Genomic DNA, 14,268 nt, shown 5'->3' on the forward strand with positions numbered 1-14,268 from the left:
AGTTTGTGATTATTCATTTATTTTAAGAGGTTTGTTATGAGTCAAATCGTTGATATCAAAGCCAGAGAAGTATTAGATTCTCGTGGTAATCCTACTATTGAAGCCGATGTTATTTTGGCAGACGGTTCTGTAGGTTCAGCGTGTGCACCGTCTGGTGCCTCTACCGGTTCTCGTGAAGCTTTAGAATTACGTGATGGCGACAAAAGTCGTTACCTAGGCAAAGGCGTTTTAAAAGCGGTTGCAGCGGTTAACGGTCCAATTCGTGATGCTTTAATTGGCAAAGATGCCCTTGCTCAAGCCGAGCTTGATCACATTATGATTGATCTTGATGGCACAGAAAACAAATCTACTTTTGGTGCTAACGCTATTTTGGCGGTGTCTTTGGCCGCAGCGAAAGCCGCAGCGATTTCTAAGAAAGTGCCATTATACGCTCACATTGCAGACATCAATGGTACACCTGGCGTTTACTCAATGCCTGTGCCTATGATGAACATCATTAATGGTGGCGAGCACGCAGACAACAACGTTGATATTCAAGAGTTCATGATTCAGCCGGTTGGTGCGCCAAACTTCCGTGAGGCGTTGCGTTACGGTGCTGAAATTTTCCATGCACTGAAAAAAGTATTGAGCGATCGTGGTTTAAGCACGGCGGTTGGTGATGAGGGTGGTTTTGCTCCTGATCTGTCATCTAATGCTGAAGCATTGGCTGTGATCAAAGAAGCGGTTGCAGCAGCAGGTTACGAGCTAGGTAAAGACATCACTTTGGCGATGGATTGTGCTGCCTCTGAGTTTTATGACAAAGAAGCAAATATTTATGACCTTAAAGGTGAAGGTAAAAAATTCACTTCAGAAGAGTTCAATTTCTTCTTACAAGACCTTACTGAGCAGTATCCAATTGTTTCTATCGAAGATGGTCTTGACGAGTCTGACTGGGATGGTTTCGCACATCAAACCAAACTAATGGGTGATAAAATCCAATTAGTGGGTGATGACCTGTTCGTTACTAACACCAAGATTTTGAAGCGTGGTATCGATAACGGTATTGCGAATTCAATCTTAATTAAGTTTAACCAAATCGGTTCTTTAACTGAGACGTTAGCGGCTATTAAAATGGCAAAAGACGCTGGCTTTACGGTTGTTATTTCTCACCGTTCTGGTGAAACAGAAGACGCGACAATTGCCGATCTTGCTGTTGGTACAGCGGCTGGCCAAATTAAAACGGGTTCTCTATGCCGTTCAGACCGCGTTGCTAAATACAACCAATTACTACGCATTGAAGAGCAACTAGGTGGCAAAGCCCCTTACAAAGGTCGTTCTGAGATCAAAGGTCAAGCGTAATACCGTTTTGATTTACACAGTGTCTTGATCTAAAAAGGGAGAACCAAGTTCTCCCTTTTTTTTCGTTTTTTTGCTTCAATTCCTTTGGCTTTAATTTTATGGTAACGGGAATGTTTAGGTTGGGTTGTTGAGGGTGCTATGGCGCGTCTATTACTGTTGTTTTTTTTGTGTGCGATCGGCTATCAATCCTATCATTTGTACTTTGGTGAACAGGGTATAAAACGACAAGAAGAATTAGCTAAGCAGATTGCCTATCAAGAGCGTATTAATCAACGCCTCCAGCACCGCAATCAAGCGCTTAGGGCTCAGGTAGATGACTTAAGGCTTGGTGATGAGGCGGTAGAAGAGCATGTTCGTAGTGAGCTGCAGTACATCAAAGACGGTGAAGTCTTTTATCGAATGGTGAATAAACAATGACGTCGGCCTTGTGGGTTATCATCCCAGCTGCTGGAGTGGGGCAACGTATGCAAGCGGATTGCCCAAAACAATATCTGTCTCTTGCAGGACAAACCATTCTAGACCGCACTATCGATATTTTTATCTCCCACCCTATGATTGCTGGTGTGTTGGTTGGTGTCGGTGAAGCGGATGAATATTGGCCAGACTCCAAATGGTATCAACATAAATCAGTACACAGTTTTGTCGGTGGTAAAGAGCGCAGTGATACCGTACAGGCAGGGCTTAAGTATTTGCTGAATTTAACCGGGTTGAAACAGCAAGAAGTCTTGGTGCATGATGCGGCCCGCCCTCTGTTGACGCATGCCGCGTTAGATCGAATTATTGATCACGCATCGGATCAAGGTGCGCTGTTGGCGATGCCTTCTAAAGATACGGTAAAACGTCAAGTGTCTGGCTCGCAGGTTGTTGAAACCACACTAGACCGAAACACCATATGGCTGGCTCAGACGCCACAGAAATTCCCTCTGCAGACTTTGTTAGACGCGCTAGATAAAGCCCAATCTGCGGGCGTTGTGATCACGGATGAGTGTTCCGCTATGGAGTTTTCTGGCTGGCACCCAGACCTAGTTGTGGGAGAATCGAGTAACATCAAGATCACTTTGCCTGAGGATCTGTTGATCGCAGAGGCCCTTTTTTCTTATCTTTGCCATTCAAACACTGAGTGCAAAACCTAGCACAGGAGTAATTATCATGATGCCGTTTCGCATTGGTCATGGTTTTGATGTACACAAATTTGGCGAGGGAAATCATATCGTTTTAGGTGGCGTTGTTATTCCTTACTCACAAGGACTGATTGCTCATTCCGATGGTGATGTAGCCCTACATGCTTTAACTGATGCCTTACTTGGTGCCGCGGCCCTAGGTGATATAGGGAAGCACTTTCCCGATACAGACGCGGCTTTTGCTGGGGCGGATAGTCGTGTTTTATTAAAGCGTGCCTATCAGGAAATACAGGCACTCGGTTTTAGTGTCGGTAATGTAGATGTCACTATTATTGCTGAGGCGCCAAAAATGCGTCCTTACATTGATGCCATGCGAGCCAACATTGCTGACGATTTAGCACTGGATATTAGTTCGGTCAATGTGAAAGCGACGACCACGGAAAAGCTCGGCTTTACTGGACGAAAAGAAGGTATTGCTGTTGAGGCGGTCGCCCTTATTTTTAATCAAGCTTTTATTAATCGAGCTTTTGTGAATCAAGGTAATGTATGAATACCGAATGGCGATATGCTTGGTCTAGGCCGACTGTGACTGGGGATTTAAAAACCCATGTACAAGACTTTTATGTGGAAGAGCAGTTAGGATTTGAGCCCGATGGCAAAGGTGAATTTTGCTTTGTGTTTATTGAAAAGCAAGGCGTCAATACCGATTTTCTTGCCAAGCGCCTTGCTCAAATTGTGGGAATTGCGCCCACCAAGGTGACTTACAGTGGCGTGAAAGACCGTCACGCTTGTACGCGTCAGTGGTTCTGTTTGCATGTTCTGAATCAAGAGCCAGATTTATCAACGATTCAGGAAGCCTTTAGAGAGCCGGAAAACGTTCGTGTGATTGCCCAGTTGCGTCACTCAAAAAAGCTCCGTACAGGGGCGCATTTAGCCAATCGTTTTGTGATTCGGTTGCGCGGTATTCAAGGGGATTTAGACGAACTAGAAGGACGTTTACATCTAATTAAGCAAGGTGGTGTACCCAACTATTATGGTCCACAACGTTTTGGTATAAATGGTAATAATTTGCACTACGGCAAAGATTTTGTCCTCAAAGGGCGGCAAAGTCGCCGCAAACTGTCTAAAACTGAGTCATTTTGGCTATCGGCTATTCGTTCTTGGTGTTTCAATCAAGCACTTAGTGATCAGGTTGAAAATGGCATGTGGATGCGTTTGTGTGACGGTGATATTGCTCAGTTTCAACATAAAGACGAGCAGTTTCGCGTAAAAGAGGTGGATGCCTTGATGCACTTAAGTGTAATGCGTGGCAACATAAGCCCTGTTTTGCCTATGATCAGCGAGGGTTGGGAAGCGGGCACAGGTGCTCAACGCGAGCGAGTCATGAAAACCTCTCTGTTTGACAGTACGGATTTGGTTGACGCGTTAGTTGCCTTTGAATTGTCCCGAGACAGTCGACTGGCTCGCCTTGTGCCAATGAATATGGCGTGGGAATTGCTTAGAGAAGATAAAGATAGCCAAGACGGTGCCCAGTTAATCGTGGAGTTTTCTTTACCAAAAGGTTGTTTTGCAACCAGTATTTTACGCGAACTGATCAATTTTACGGATAAGTCAGCAGAGAAACATCATGAGAATATTGATCGCCAATGACGATGGTATTGATGCGCTTGGTATTCAAACGCTAGCCAGACATTTACAACAAGAGTATGACATCTTGGTTGTGGCACCGGATCGCAATCGCAGCGGTGCCAGTAATTCGTTAACTTTGACTCGACCAGTACAGCCAACGCAAGTTGAAAAGCATCAGTACCGTGTCGATGGAACGCCAACTGATTGTGTGTATCTTGCTTTGTCTGGTGTCATTGATGGTGATGTGGATTTAGTGGTGTCAGGGATTAACCATGGCGCCAATTTAGGTGATGATGTTATTTACTCTGGCACTGTCGCTGCGGCTATGGAAGCTCGACATCTAGGGCGGCCTGCACTGGCGGTGTCTTTGGTGGGAAGCCAGCACTTTGATACCGCAGCAAAAGTGGTAATGCAGTTGTTAAAAGATGCCAACACCTTGAATTTGCCTGCGGGTATTTTATTAAATGTGAATGTGCCAGACGTTCCATATGATGAGCTGGAAGGTATACAAGTTACGCGTCTTGGGTATCGTCAAAAAGCGCAGGCACCGATTTCTGCTCAACACCCTAAGGGAATACCAAGCTTTTGGATTGGGGCTTTGTCAGAGCCTCATAATGCCCTTGAAGGAACAGACTTTCACGCTGTTGAGAGAGGATATGTATCGGTTACCCCCATTCACACAGACATGACTTGCCATGAGGTGAGTGTGTCGTTAGAAACATGGGCCAAAACCGTAATGTTATGAGTCAACATGATCTGAATTGGCTACTAACACACACGCAACCTGAAGCGAAGAGAATGATTCAGTATCTCAGGGAGCAGGGCATTCACCATGAAGATTTATTGGTCTTGATGGAAAAGCTCCCTCGTCATCAGTTTGTTGAGCCTGCGTTTTCTCACTTGGCTTACTCCGCCACACCACTCCCGATTGGCCGTCATCAAACTATCAGTCAGCCACTCACTGTTGCTAAAATGACGCAATGGTTATTGACTTACGCAAGGCCGGGAAGGGTGTTAGAAATTGGAACCGGATCCGGTTATCAAACGCGAATTTTGGCGCATTTTTTTAATAAAGTTCACACGATAGAGCGACAGCAATGGTTGTATCTGCAAGCAAAGCAGCGATTATCTGCAATGGGAATAAACAATGTGGAGTATGTATTTGGTGATGGGCAAGTGGGTTGGCCTCAGAAAATAGAAATGGATGCCGTTATAATTACCGCTATGGCCAGTAAAGTGCCTTTAGCGCTGACTCGATGTCTTAAAGAAAATGGGGTTTTAATTATGCCTATTGACCATCCGCGTCCGCAAATAGGTTGCTGGCGTAAAGAGGGAGATCGTTGGAAATGTCTGCAAACAGACGTTGCGTTTTTTGTGCCTTTATTGGAAGGAATAGAATATGCCTAAATGGCTGAGAATATATTTTAGTGGCGTCTTAATGGGGGCGGCTGATGTTGTCCCTGGTGTCTCTGGAGGGACTATCGCGTTTATTTTGGGGGTTTATGACCGTTTGATCGGAGCATTGAGTGGCGTTAATACACAAAGCGTTGCATTGCTTCGGAAAGGGAATTTAAAAGCCTTGTGGCATCACTTCGATGGTACTTTTTTATTGACGCTGGGAGCCGGTGTGGTGACCAGTATTTTTCTGCTTGCGGGTGTCATTACTCATTTATTGGTCGAGTATCCGAGCTATTTGTGGAGTTTCTTCTTTGGGCTAATATTAGCGTCAGCTTATTTTTTAATCAGTCAAATAACAGATTTTTCATGGCGTCACTTTTTTGTGCTCTTAATCGGTGTCGCGTTAGGGGCAAGTTTGTCCTTGCTTGTGCCAACCCAATTTGACACCTCCCTAACCATGATCTTTTTTTCTGGAGTGATTGCGATCTGCGCCATGATTTTACCTGGCATATCGGGCAGTTTCTTGTTGCTCATAATGGGCATGTACGGCTTCATTCTTTCAGCCATTAAAAACTTGGATTTTGTGGTTATTTTTACCTTTGCCGTTGGTGCTGTCATTGGTTTACTGAGTTTTTCTAAAATACTCAATCTGTTGTTGCTGCGTGCTCGCTCTATGACCTTGTCTCTGTTGACTGGAATTATGTTGGGCGCCTTAGTAAAGGTATGGCCTTGGAAGGTCACCGATGCTTGGAGTTTCGTGGGCGATAAGAAGATTCCAACCAATGAAACCTTGGTTTTGCCTTGGCAATTAGCTGACTATGTTTGGTTAAGTGACTTGCTACTGCCATGTGTTTTTATTCTTGCGGGTTTGTTAAGTGTGGCGATTATTTCTCGCGTTTTTTACGAACCTAAAGCGTAGAGGAATCATGAATACTAAGGTGAAGCATTATTTACGTTAGCATCTTAAAAGCGGGTTGGGCATCATTGCGAACTGTGTTTACGGGTTGGCTGGTTTCCCTGTGCCTGTTTTTAACGGGATGCTCTTATGAAATCCTACATTACTCGGATAATCCCCAGAAAGCATTTGCATCGAATAATGCGACTTTAACGTCGATTCCGGCTTCAGGAATACACATTGTCGAGAGCGGTGAAACCTTATTTTCGATTGGTTTTCGCTACGGACTTGATTACAAAGAGTTAGCCGCTTTCAATCGAATTAACCCCCCTTACACGATTTTTCCTAAGCAGAAAATCAGACTGGGTACACAGCCTGTTACTGCTACCGCTCAAGCGGACTCTATTAAAACTCCTATTATTCCGGCTGAGACCAAAGTCACTGCCATCAAAAATACGGAAACTAAATCAGAGGTTGCGGTGTCAAAACCCAGTGTCGTTATTCCGTCATCTTCGCCCGTTATTGTTAATACATCGTCAAATAACAAGGCTGAGCCATTAGCGCCGATACAGACGAATGATACGCCTATCAGTGTTTGGGATTGGCCCGTTGATGGCGAAGTAGTAACGCGTTTTTCCAACGCGGGAGTGAGTAGCAAAGGCATAAACATTAAGGCCGATGAGGGCTCTTTAATCAAAGCGGTTGCGAATGGCACGGTTGTTTATGCGGGTAGCGGTTTAATTGGTTATGGGAACCTTGTTATTGTTAAGCATAATGAGGTATACCTGAGTGCTTATGCTTACAACGAAAGAATTTTGGTAAAAGAACAGCAAAATGTTCAGATGGGGGATTCCCTTGCCGTTATTGGTGGTAAAGGGAATGAAAGACCACTGTTGCATTTCGAGGTCCGACGCGATGGTAGACCGATTGATCCACTGAGTGTGTTACCGAAAAGATAAGTTGGCTGTTTAAATGTGGTCTGGGTGTTTAAGGAGGGGATATGAAGTTAGCAAATAACAATGATAAAGCTGAAAAAGTATCAGATATGGAAGAGTTTGATCTCGATACACTCGAAGATATAGAGAATGAAGAAGACCAAGTAGATGAGGAGTTTGAATCTGCTGTCAACGCGCGTTACGCAGAAGCCGAGATAAGTCGTAATCTTGATGTGACTCAACTTTACTTAAGCGAGATTGGTTTTTCTCCGCTTTTAAGTGCCGAGGAGGAAGTGCATTTCTCACGGTTGTCTCTAAAGGGTGATGAAAAAGCGCGTAATCGCATGATAGAGAGTAATCTTCGTCTTGTTGTAAAGATTTCACGGCGTTACTTAAATCGGGGCTTATCTCTTTTAGATCTCATAGAAGAGGGGAATTTAGGGTTAATTCGTGCAGTCGAGAAGTTTGATCCAGAGCGAGGGTTTCGCTTTTCAACCTACGCTACTTGGTGGATACGACAAACCATTGAACGTGCCATCATGAATCAAACGCGAACCATTCGTTTGCCCATTCATATTGTTAAAGAGCTCAATGTCTATTTGCGTGCCGCTCGTGAACTTACGCAGAAATTGGACCATGAACCCAGTGCGGAAGAGATTGCAGAAATGCTGGATCGTCCGGTCGAAGACGTCAAAAAGATGCTGAGCTTAAATGAAAAAATCAGCTCAATTGATGCTGTATTTAGTGGTGATGACAATGACAGCAGTTTAGCTGATATTTTGGCGGACACACTACATCAAGGGCCAGAAGCCGATAGACAAGATGGCGATGTATTACAAAGCATAGAACTGTGGCTAAACGAATTAAGCGATAAGCAATGTGAAGTCATTATTCGGCGATTTGGACTGCGCGGCCATGAAGCAAGCACTTTGGAGCATGTTGGTGCTGAGATTGGCTTGACCCGTGAACGCGTCCGGCAAATACAGGTAGAAGCATTAAGAAAGTTGCGTCTGATTATGGACAAAGAAGGCTTGTCGTTGGACGATGTCATCAAGCTTGATAATTAATCGTGAGGGGGTAAAAACACCTTAGGAACACAAGTATCCACCATCACACTAGCGTTGAGTGATGGCGGGAATAATGCTTCAAAGCCTTATTATGAATTGACCTTATCAGGTTCTGAAGAGGTCATTTTCTCAATATGTTCTTGTATTTGTAGTCTGTATTTCTCAGATAAACCTTTAACCTCATAGGCTAAAATTTCAGTATCATCGTGCTCTATTATTTCAGGTAGGCCCGTAAAAACACGGTTTTGGATGTGAGGTAAGGTAAAAATCTCGTCGCTGATAATCAGTTTGTTAATGCTTTGAGATAAACTAAGCTGATGAACACTCACGAGTAGATCTTCTATTTTTTCTGCTTTGAAGAGATCATTTTTCATCAAGTTAGTGACTTCACGATTTCCCTGGTGTAAGCCTAAATGAAAATTAAGTTTAGGTATGTCGCTGTACAAGGTATTTTCGAATAACTTATCGATCAAGCCGAGAAAGAGCTGTGCTGTGCTTACAGCGTTCATATATAGGTTGTCATCACAGTCTTTTGCACTGAATAGTATGATTACGGAGTTCTCTTTATACTGATGGACTTGACCTAAATAAACCTCACTGGCTTGAAAAATAGCCCTATAAATAGGAGTCAGCAAATTAGCTACTTGTAAGGGTGACATTTTCTCTTGCCAAGTCTGCAAATTTAGAACATCAAAATACAGCACGCAGCTGCGTTGTCTGGATTCTTCAAATATGGCGTCAAAATTAATTTCAAATTGTGTTTCTGTGGTCTTGCTTACTTCTTGATCTGTGACGATGGGTTGCGGCGTTACTTCTTTAGGAAGCTCTAAGTCATAGAGGGGTTTGATTGCCTGGTGTAACTCTCTGGCCTCCCGATAAACTGGCGTGTAGCCAAGTTGGATTTTACGTCCTTTACTGAATGAGTTGAGCATTGTGGTAGCCTCGTTAATAGGCGCAAATAACCATTTTGTAATCAGCAAAATTAACAAGACCGCGATAGTGGCAATGAAAATGGCCATCCCAATCAGTAAATTGTTTAAATGCTGTAAGGTATTTTGAGCAGGCGTCCGGTCAAGAGTAATGAGGACATGCCCTACAATCTCGTCTCTGAATCGAATACTAGAGCTGTATACACGACGTCGATCATCGTTAGGGCGAAAATCACGATCGGAGGACATGCCAGTGCTGGTGCTGCTGGCTTCGGCCAATAATTCGTCTTTTTTGTTGTAAACGCGAGCGCTTAAAATATTTTCATCAACAACCAGCCGATTGAGCAGTACATTAAGACTGAGTAAATCGTTTGTTAAGATGGATTGTGTGGCATTGAATGCGGCCTGAGTCGCTAAACTACTACCCAAGACTTCGGTTTGTTGAGAAAGATAATTTTCGAGAGCATAAGTCATTGTGTACCAAAAAATACACAAGGTCAGAATAATAAGTGAAACAAATGACACTATGGTGATGACAGAGGCGCGTAGGTGTTTGTGCATAAAAATAGCCGCTGTTTTTGTTTTGATTTGGGTGTCCATTCACGTCCTTCAAGATAAAAAGTAGGGCAATAATGAAAGTATACACATGATAACGGCTGTTTTCTGAATTCTTTAAAGTAGAACAGGTGCTTAGCGAAAAGAAAACGATTTGCTATAGTAGGCACCTTAGTGAATTAGGAGCTTTTATGTCAGCCAGTATTACTCTCATTGGGTCATTGACCTTAGAATATCTTGACCAATTTCACGTCTGGTTAGACGCTCGTGGCTTGCAAGGTGCGTCGCGCACTTTGACAGACCATGATGATCTTGTTGGTGTTACGCAAGTGATCTTGACGGCGCCGGTAAGTGACAGTGCTTCTCTTCGAGCTGAATTGCTTGCTATGTCAGACTCAACTGGCATAGATCACATTTATCAGTCGATTATGTTGGATATCCATACAGCCGGTGTCGCGGTGTTTGACATGGACTCAACCCTGATTAAGGCGGAAGTAATCGACGAGTTGGCGGTAGAGGCAGGAATCGGAGAACAAATTGCAGCGGTAACGGCAAGTGCTATGCGTGGTGAGATTGACTTCGTCGAAAGCTTTGTACAGCGTTTAGCGCTATTAAAAGGATTGAATAGCGATGTTTTAGACGGTGTTTACAATAGAATTGAGCATATGGATGGTATCTCGACCTTGATGAAGGTGTTGAATCAGCATGGTTGGCATACGGCCATTTTATCGGGTGGTTTTACGTACTTTGCGGACAGAGTTCAAGCACAATATGGAATGTCGGAAGTGCATGCCAATGTATTGGAAATTAAAGACCATGTTTTAACTGGCAAACATGTGGGGCAAATTGTTGATGGTGAGCGTAAAAAGCATCTACTGACCAATATTGTAGAAACGCAAAACGTCGACTGGGGTCAAACCATTGCCTGTGGTGACGGCGCTAATGATTTATTGATGTTAAATCATGCCGCTTTAGGTGTGGCCTTGCATGCTAAACCTCTAGTACGAAAACAGGCTCCTTGTCCGATGAGTAATCTGGGTTTAGATGGGGTGCTTTACCTATTGGGCATGACGTCTGCACAAATTCGACAGTGTCTTGCGGGTGAGTAATTTTTTGTACACAAGTTAAACAATTCTATTGTCCGTTCTAAAAGCTTGTTATGATTCTGAGTAATAATGGTAACAAGCTTAACTGAGGTAATGTTTTGTCTGAAGTAAAACTGTCTGACGTAGATTTAAACTTGCTGTATGTTTTTCATGTTTTAATCGAAGAGTTGAACGTGACCAAAGCCGCTACTAGGCTAAACGTATCTCAGCCTGCCGTGAGCCGATCATTGTCGCGTTTACGCGATGTGTTTAATGATCCCTTGTTTATTCGTACTTCTCATGGTTTGACGGCGACGGCCAAAACGCAAAACTTAGCGCCATTTCTGTCCGACACACTTAAAGGGCTTGAAAGCCTTATTCAACCAAGTGAATTCACCCCTCAAACTAGCCAGCGTCGCTTTATTCTCTCAACAACCGACTTTGGTACCTTGACCGTATTGCCTAAGATTTTGGATCAATTTCTTCAAGAAGCGCCGGGGGCTATTCTGGATGTGAAGTCTTGGAATGAAGACATGGTTGCGGAGTTAGACCAAACTACGATTGATGTTGCTGTGGCGGTTTTGTCAAAAGAGCCCCCCGTCGGCATTCGTGCCATGCGTTTAAAAAGTGATCGTATGGTGTGTTTAGCGCGCAAGGGACATCCTGATATTCAGCAAGAGTTGACATTAGAAAATTATCTTCAGGCAAGTCATGTACAGGTAGTCTTGGGTCGACGAGAGTATTTTGCGGTTGATCGAGAGCTAGATAAAATGGGGCATAAGCGTCATGTGGCTGTGCATTTACCTAATTTCGTACCAGCGGCAAGAGTCGTCATGGACAGTAATTTGTTACTGACCGTGCCACGTTTATTTGCCGAGGATATGGTAGAAACAGTGCCTGAAATGGTGTTGCATGAGCTGCCGTTCGCAACGCGAGAGTTTGACTACTCGATGATTTGGCATGAGAAATTTCAACATGACGCGGCGCATATTTGGTTTCGCGGTTTATTGCGCCAGGCCTTTTTGGATGCTTCTGCCTAATATGTCAACACTTATTCTTTTGTGCTTGATAGACGTGTTGTCCATTCTTTTGTTAATACCTCAACTAAGCTGTAACGCCTTAGCGTCATGGCTTCCTCTAAATCGGCAAAGTTTTCTTCTAGGTAATCATGCAAAACCTTGTCTCTTAATTGAATAAGAGTGCGTATTTGTTCTGCTTGCTCATATGTGACATCTTTGTTTGCAATGAGTGCATCTAGCACTTCCTTACGTGAAGAGATATCTGTGTTGTAGTGATGCTGTAAAACATATCGGGCAAGGTCCAACATCGAAGCGACCAGCAATTGAAAAGAGTGCTCAATGACCATGATGTCGTCTTTTGAATAGTCGGCTGTTTTAGCCCGTTTTCTAAAGTCGTCAAGCCGCTTAATCATCGCGTGCTGATGTTCGTAAAGAGACGTTTCCCACTCTGTGTTTCTCATATTTCACCGCCTCGTTATAAAGCCAATAGCGCTCTGATATTAAAGCGCTATTGTTAGTCTAGGCGAGTTCTGTGCAAAGGGGGAGTTTAAAAACCTGAAAAAGGGTAAAAATCATAGGCATGACCATATTCGATCTGGGTATTGGCCTTGATGTGCAGATACCCCTGACTTTCGCAAGCCGCTAGCAAGGCACCAGAGCTTTGTTGAGCATGGGCGTACGCAAGGCCATCTTTGCCTATAGAAACGCGTAAAAATTCGTCTCGCTGAATGGCTTTTAAACGCTTAAAGCCTGCACTCACAGGGTAGGGCTGAGGATGTTTTGCATTCTGTCCAGCGCATACAGACAATAATAGGCGGGCAAACCAATGGTAAGTAACTAAGGTAGAGCTTGGGTTGCCGGGCAGGCCAAGGAATGGCACACCGTCTAAAGTGGCATGGACAAGGGGTTTGCCTGGTTTAATGGCAATTTTCCACATATGCACAGAGCCGAGCTTTTCAAGAACGCCTTTTACATGGTCTTCTTCACCCACAGAAACGCCACCAGAAGAAAGAATCACATCGCAAGAGGACAGTAAGGTTTTTAATGCCGCTTCTGTGCTTTCGGGCGTGTCTGCGACATGAAGACAGTGACTAACCTGATAGCCAGCCTGTGCCACCAGAGCGCTCAGCATTGGGCCGTTTGAATTGTAAATTTGTCCGGCTGCCAAGTCTTCGCCCGCAGGGATAAGTTCATTTCCCGTGGTTAGAATACCCACACGCAGTGGTTCAAATACCTTAATGTGTGTTATTCCAAGACTGGATAACAGGCCAATATGGATGGGGGTAATCTTTTCTCCCGCCGCAATGACCGTTTGACCAACGTGCATGTCTTGTCCTGCCGGACGAATATTATCACCCTGTATAGGGGGAGCATCTAATACCAGCTTGCCATCAATGAGGTGGCCATTTTCCTGCATGATTACAGTGTCGGCACCAGGTGGTATGTTCGCTCCAGTAAAAATACGGGCACAGGTGCCTGGTATTAAAGGCTGTGGATGATGACCTGCGGCAATTCGTTGGCTAATGGTGAAATGCTTACCTTCTTGCCAATCGGCATAGGCTAACGCATAGCCATCCATCGCGCTGTTGTCATGAGGTGGTACGGCAATATGGGCGATAATGTCTTCTGACAGAATGCTTCCTAGCGCATGAGGAAGCGCGATTGTCTGTTGTGCTACACGCACTGTGGCGCTTCGTTTTATTTCTTGCAGGGCATCCTCAAATGCAAGCAAACTAGACATATCGGTTACGCCTCAAGTTGTGAGTGTGTGTTGGGCCCAATAAGTAGGCTGACAAAATTACAAGGTCGATGTGAGGCATCTAACTGTTCTTTTAAAATGCCATTCCATGCCGTTTTGCAGGCACCTGTTGATCCAGGTAAACAAAAAATCAATGTTTGATTCGCGAGTCCTGCTATAGCACGAGACTGAATAGTGGATGTACCTATTTCTAGAAAAGACAGATGTCGGAATAACTCGCCAAAGCCTTCAATTGTTTTATCAAACAGGGGGGTCATAGCTTCAGGTGTGCTGTCTCTTGAATAAAATCCTGTACCACCAGTAATCAAAACGACGTGAGTTGCTTGATCAGCAATCCATTGGGAAACCGCAGCACGCATTTGGTAAATGTCGTCTTTGACGAGTTTTCTTTCGTTAAGATGATGGCCTGCTTCGGTCAGTAGTTCGATGAGAGCATCGCCAGAGGTATCTTCTGCGATGGTTCGTGTGTCGGAAACGGTGAGTACGCTGATATTGAGTGGGCGGAAGGGCGTGGATGTTTTAGCCATAGTATGTTTTG

16 protein-coding genes are annotated in these 14,268 nt (G+C 44.2%); 12 read left to right on the forward strand and 4 right to left on the reverse strand.

Annotated elements, in window-relative coordinates:
• The first annotated feature begins 36 nt into the window (after positions 1-36).
• The 10 genes from eno (at position 37) to rpoS (ending at position 8,383) form a co-directional block, all read left to right on the forward strand.
• Positions 37-1,338 (forward strand): phosphopyruvate hydratase, encoded by a 1,302-nt coding sequence (gene eno / locus EBI00_RS13150; RefSeq protein ID WP_123096403.1) that lies wholly within the window; start codon positions 37-39, stop codon positions 1,336-1,338.
• Between the two features lie 138 nt (positions 1,339-1,476).
• Entirely contained in the window at positions 1,477-1,755 is a 279-nt protein-coding gene (locus EBI00_RS13155) for a septum formation initiator family protein (protein WP_123096404.1), read from the forward strand.
• Positions 1,752-2,471 (forward strand): 2-C-methyl-D-erythritol 4-phosphate cytidylyltransferase, encoded by a 720-nt coding sequence (ispD, locus tag EBI00_RS13160; protein WP_123096405.1) that lies wholly within the window; start codon positions 1,752-1,754, stop codon positions 2,469-2,471. Before EBI00_RS13155 ends, ispD begins: the two co-directional genes overlap by 4 nt.
• A 16-nt stretch (positions 2,472-2,487) precedes the next feature.
• Positions 2,488-3,009 carry a 2-C-methyl-D-erythritol 2,4-cyclodiphosphate synthase gene (gene ispF / locus EBI00_RS13165; protein ID WP_123096406.1) on the forward strand — a complete coding sequence of 174 codons (522 nt, stop codon included), beginning with the start codon at positions 2,488-2,490 and terminating at the stop codon, positions 3,007-3,009.
• On the forward strand, positions 3,006-4,109 hold the full coding sequence (gene truD, locus EBI00_RS13170; protein ID WP_123096407.1) for a tRNA pseudouridine(13) synthase TruD: 1,104 nt from the start codon (positions 3,006-3,008) through the stop codon (positions 4,107-4,109). The genes ispF and truD overlap by 4 nt, the downstream gene beginning before the upstream one ends.
• Positions 4,087-4,833, forward strand: a complete 747-nt coding sequence (gene surE, locus EBI00_RS13175) for a 5'/3'-nucleotidase SurE (RefSeq protein ID WP_123096408.1) — start codon at positions 4,087-4,089, stop codon at positions 4,831-4,833. The genes truD and surE overlap by 23 nt, the downstream gene beginning before the upstream one ends.
• Entirely contained in the window at positions 4,830-5,495 is a 666-nt protein-coding gene (locus EBI00_RS13180) for a protein-L-isoaspartate(D-aspartate) O-methyltransferase (RefSeq protein ID WP_123096432.1), read from the forward strand. The genes surE and EBI00_RS13180 overlap by 4 nt, the downstream gene beginning before the upstream one ends.
• The gene (locus EBI00_RS13185) at positions 5,488-6,405 is read left to right on the forward strand and encodes a DUF368 domain-containing protein (protein WP_123096409.1); all 918 of its coding nucleotides are present in this window, start codon (positions 5,488-5,490) and stop codon (positions 6,403-6,405) included. The genes EBI00_RS13180 and EBI00_RS13185 overlap by 8 nt, the downstream gene beginning before the upstream one ends.
• Positions 6,406-6,479: 74 nt before the next feature.
• On the forward strand, positions 6,480-7,340 hold the full coding sequence (locus EBI00_RS13190; protein WP_123096433.1) for a peptidoglycan DD-metalloendopeptidase family protein: 861 nt from the start codon (positions 6,480-6,482) through the stop codon (positions 7,338-7,340).
• 41 nt (positions 7,341-7,381) lie between these two features.
• On the forward strand, positions 7,382-8,383 hold the full coding sequence (gene rpoS / locus EBI00_RS13195) for an RNA polymerase sigma factor RpoS (protein WP_123096410.1): 1,002 nt from the start codon (positions 7,382-7,384) through the stop codon (positions 8,381-8,383).
• 89 nt (positions 8,384-8,472) lie between these two features.
• Here the strand turns inward: rpoS and EBI00_RS13200 are convergent, their stop codons facing one another.
• The gene (locus EBI00_RS13200; protein ID WP_123096411.1) at positions 8,473-9,912 is read right to left on the reverse strand and encodes an AhpA/YtjB family protein; all 1,440 of its coding nucleotides are present in this window, start codon (positions 9,910-9,912) and stop codon (positions 8,473-8,475) included.
• A 146-nt stretch (positions 9,913-10,058) separates the two neighbouring features.
• On the opposite strand from EBI00_RS13200, the gene serB reads away from it, so the two are divergent.
• Both serB and EBI00_RS13210 read left to right on the forward strand, forming a co-directional pair.
• A complete protein-coding gene (serB, locus tag EBI00_RS13205) occupies positions 10,059-10,976 on the forward strand; it encodes a phosphoserine phosphatase SerB (protein ID WP_123096412.1) in 918 nt (305 codons plus the stop codon).
• Positions 10,977-11,071: 95 nt separating this feature from the next.
• Positions 11,072-11,992 carry a LysR family transcriptional regulator gene (locus EBI00_RS13210; RefSeq protein ID WP_123096413.1) on the forward strand — a complete coding sequence of 307 codons (921 nt, stop codon included), beginning with the start codon at positions 11,072-11,074 and terminating at the stop codon, positions 11,990-11,992.
• A gap of 11 nt (positions 11,993-12,003) precedes the next feature.
• Here EBI00_RS13210 and EBI00_RS13215 read toward each other — a convergent pair whose 3' ends face one another.
• The 3 genes from EBI00_RS13215 to moaB all read right to left on the reverse strand — a co-directional run bounded on the left by EBI00_RS13215 (position 12,004) and on the right by moaB (position 14,257).
• Positions 12,004-12,432 (reverse strand): HepT-like ribonuclease domain-containing protein, encoded by a 429-nt coding sequence (locus EBI00_RS13215; protein WP_123096414.1) that lies wholly within the window; start codon positions 12,430-12,432, stop codon positions 12,004-12,006.
• A gap of 86 nt (positions 12,433-12,518) precedes the next feature.
• Positions 12,519-13,712 (reverse strand): molybdopterin molybdotransferase MoeA, encoded by a 1,194-nt coding sequence (locus EBI00_RS13220; protein ID WP_123096415.1) that lies wholly within the window; start codon positions 13,710-13,712, stop codon positions 12,519-12,521.
• A 5-nt stretch (positions 13,713-13,717) separates the two neighbouring features.
• A complete protein-coding gene (moaB, locus tag EBI00_RS13225; RefSeq protein WP_123096416.1) occupies positions 13,718-14,257 on the reverse strand; it encodes a molybdenum cofactor biosynthesis protein B in 540 nt (179 codons plus the stop codon).
• Positions 14,258-14,268: the final 11 nt, after the last annotated feature.

The organism is Marinomonas hwangdonensis, from assembly GCF_003721245.1.
GTDB lineage: Bacteria > Pseudomonadota > Gammaproteobacteria > Pseudomonadales > Marinomonadaceae > Marinomonas > Marinomonas hwangdonensis.

What these genes read in the sequence shown, in the direction of transcription:
- eno (WP_123096403.1), top strand. Translation starts at nt 37, where the DNA reads ATGAGTCAAATCGTTGATATCAAAGCCAGAGAAGTATTAGATTCTCGT.
- EBI00_RS13155 (WP_123096404.1), top strand. Translation starts at nt 1,477, where the DNA reads ATGGCGCGTCTATTACTGTTGTTTTTTTTGTGTGCGATCGGCTATCAA.
- ispD (WP_123096405.1), top strand. Translation starts at nt 1,752, where the DNA reads ATGACGTCGGCCTTGTGGGTTATCATCCCAGCTGCTGGAGTGGGGCAA.
- ispF (WP_123096406.1), top strand. Translation starts at nt 2,488, where the DNA reads ATGATGCCGTTTCGCATTGGTCATGGTTTTGATGTACACAAATTTGGC.
- truD (WP_123096407.1), top strand. Translation starts at nt 3,006, where the DNA reads ATGAATACCGAATGGCGATATGCTTGGTCTAGGCCGACTGTGACTGGG.
- surE (WP_123096408.1), top strand. Translation starts at nt 4,087, where the DNA reads ATGAGAATATTGATCGCCAATGACGATGGTATTGATGCGCTTGGTATT.
- EBI00_RS13180 (WP_123096432.1), top strand. Translation starts at nt 4,830, where the DNA reads ATGAGTCAACATGATCTGAATTGGCTACTAACACACACGCAACCTGAA.
- EBI00_RS13185 (WP_123096409.1), top strand. Translation starts at nt 5,488, where the DNA reads ATGCCTAAATGGCTGAGAATATATTTTAGTGGCGTCTTAATGGGGGCG.
- rpoS (WP_123096410.1), top strand. Translation starts at nt 7,382, where the DNA reads ATGAAGTTAGCAAATAACAATGATAAAGCTGAAAAAGTATCAGATATG.
- EBI00_RS13200 (WP_123096411.1), bottom strand. Translation starts at nt 9,912, where the DNA reads ATGGACACCCAAATCAAAACAAAAACAGCGGCTATTTTTATGCACAAA.
- serB (WP_123096412.1), top strand. Translation starts at nt 10,059, where the DNA reads ATGTCAGCCAGTATTACTCTCATTGGGTCATTGACCTTAGAATATCTT.
- EBI00_RS13215 (WP_123096414.1), bottom strand. Translation starts at nt 12,432, where the DNA reads ATGAGAAACACAGAGTGGGAAACGTCTCTTTACGAACATCAGCACGCG.
- EBI00_RS13220 (WP_123096415.1), bottom strand. Translation starts at nt 13,712, where the DNA reads ATGTCTAGTTTGCTTGCATTTGAGGATGCCCTGCAAGAAATAAAACGA.
- moaB (WP_123096416.1), bottom strand. Translation starts at nt 14,257, where the DNA reads ATGGCTAAAACATCCACGCCCTTCCGCCCACTCAATATCAGCGTACTC.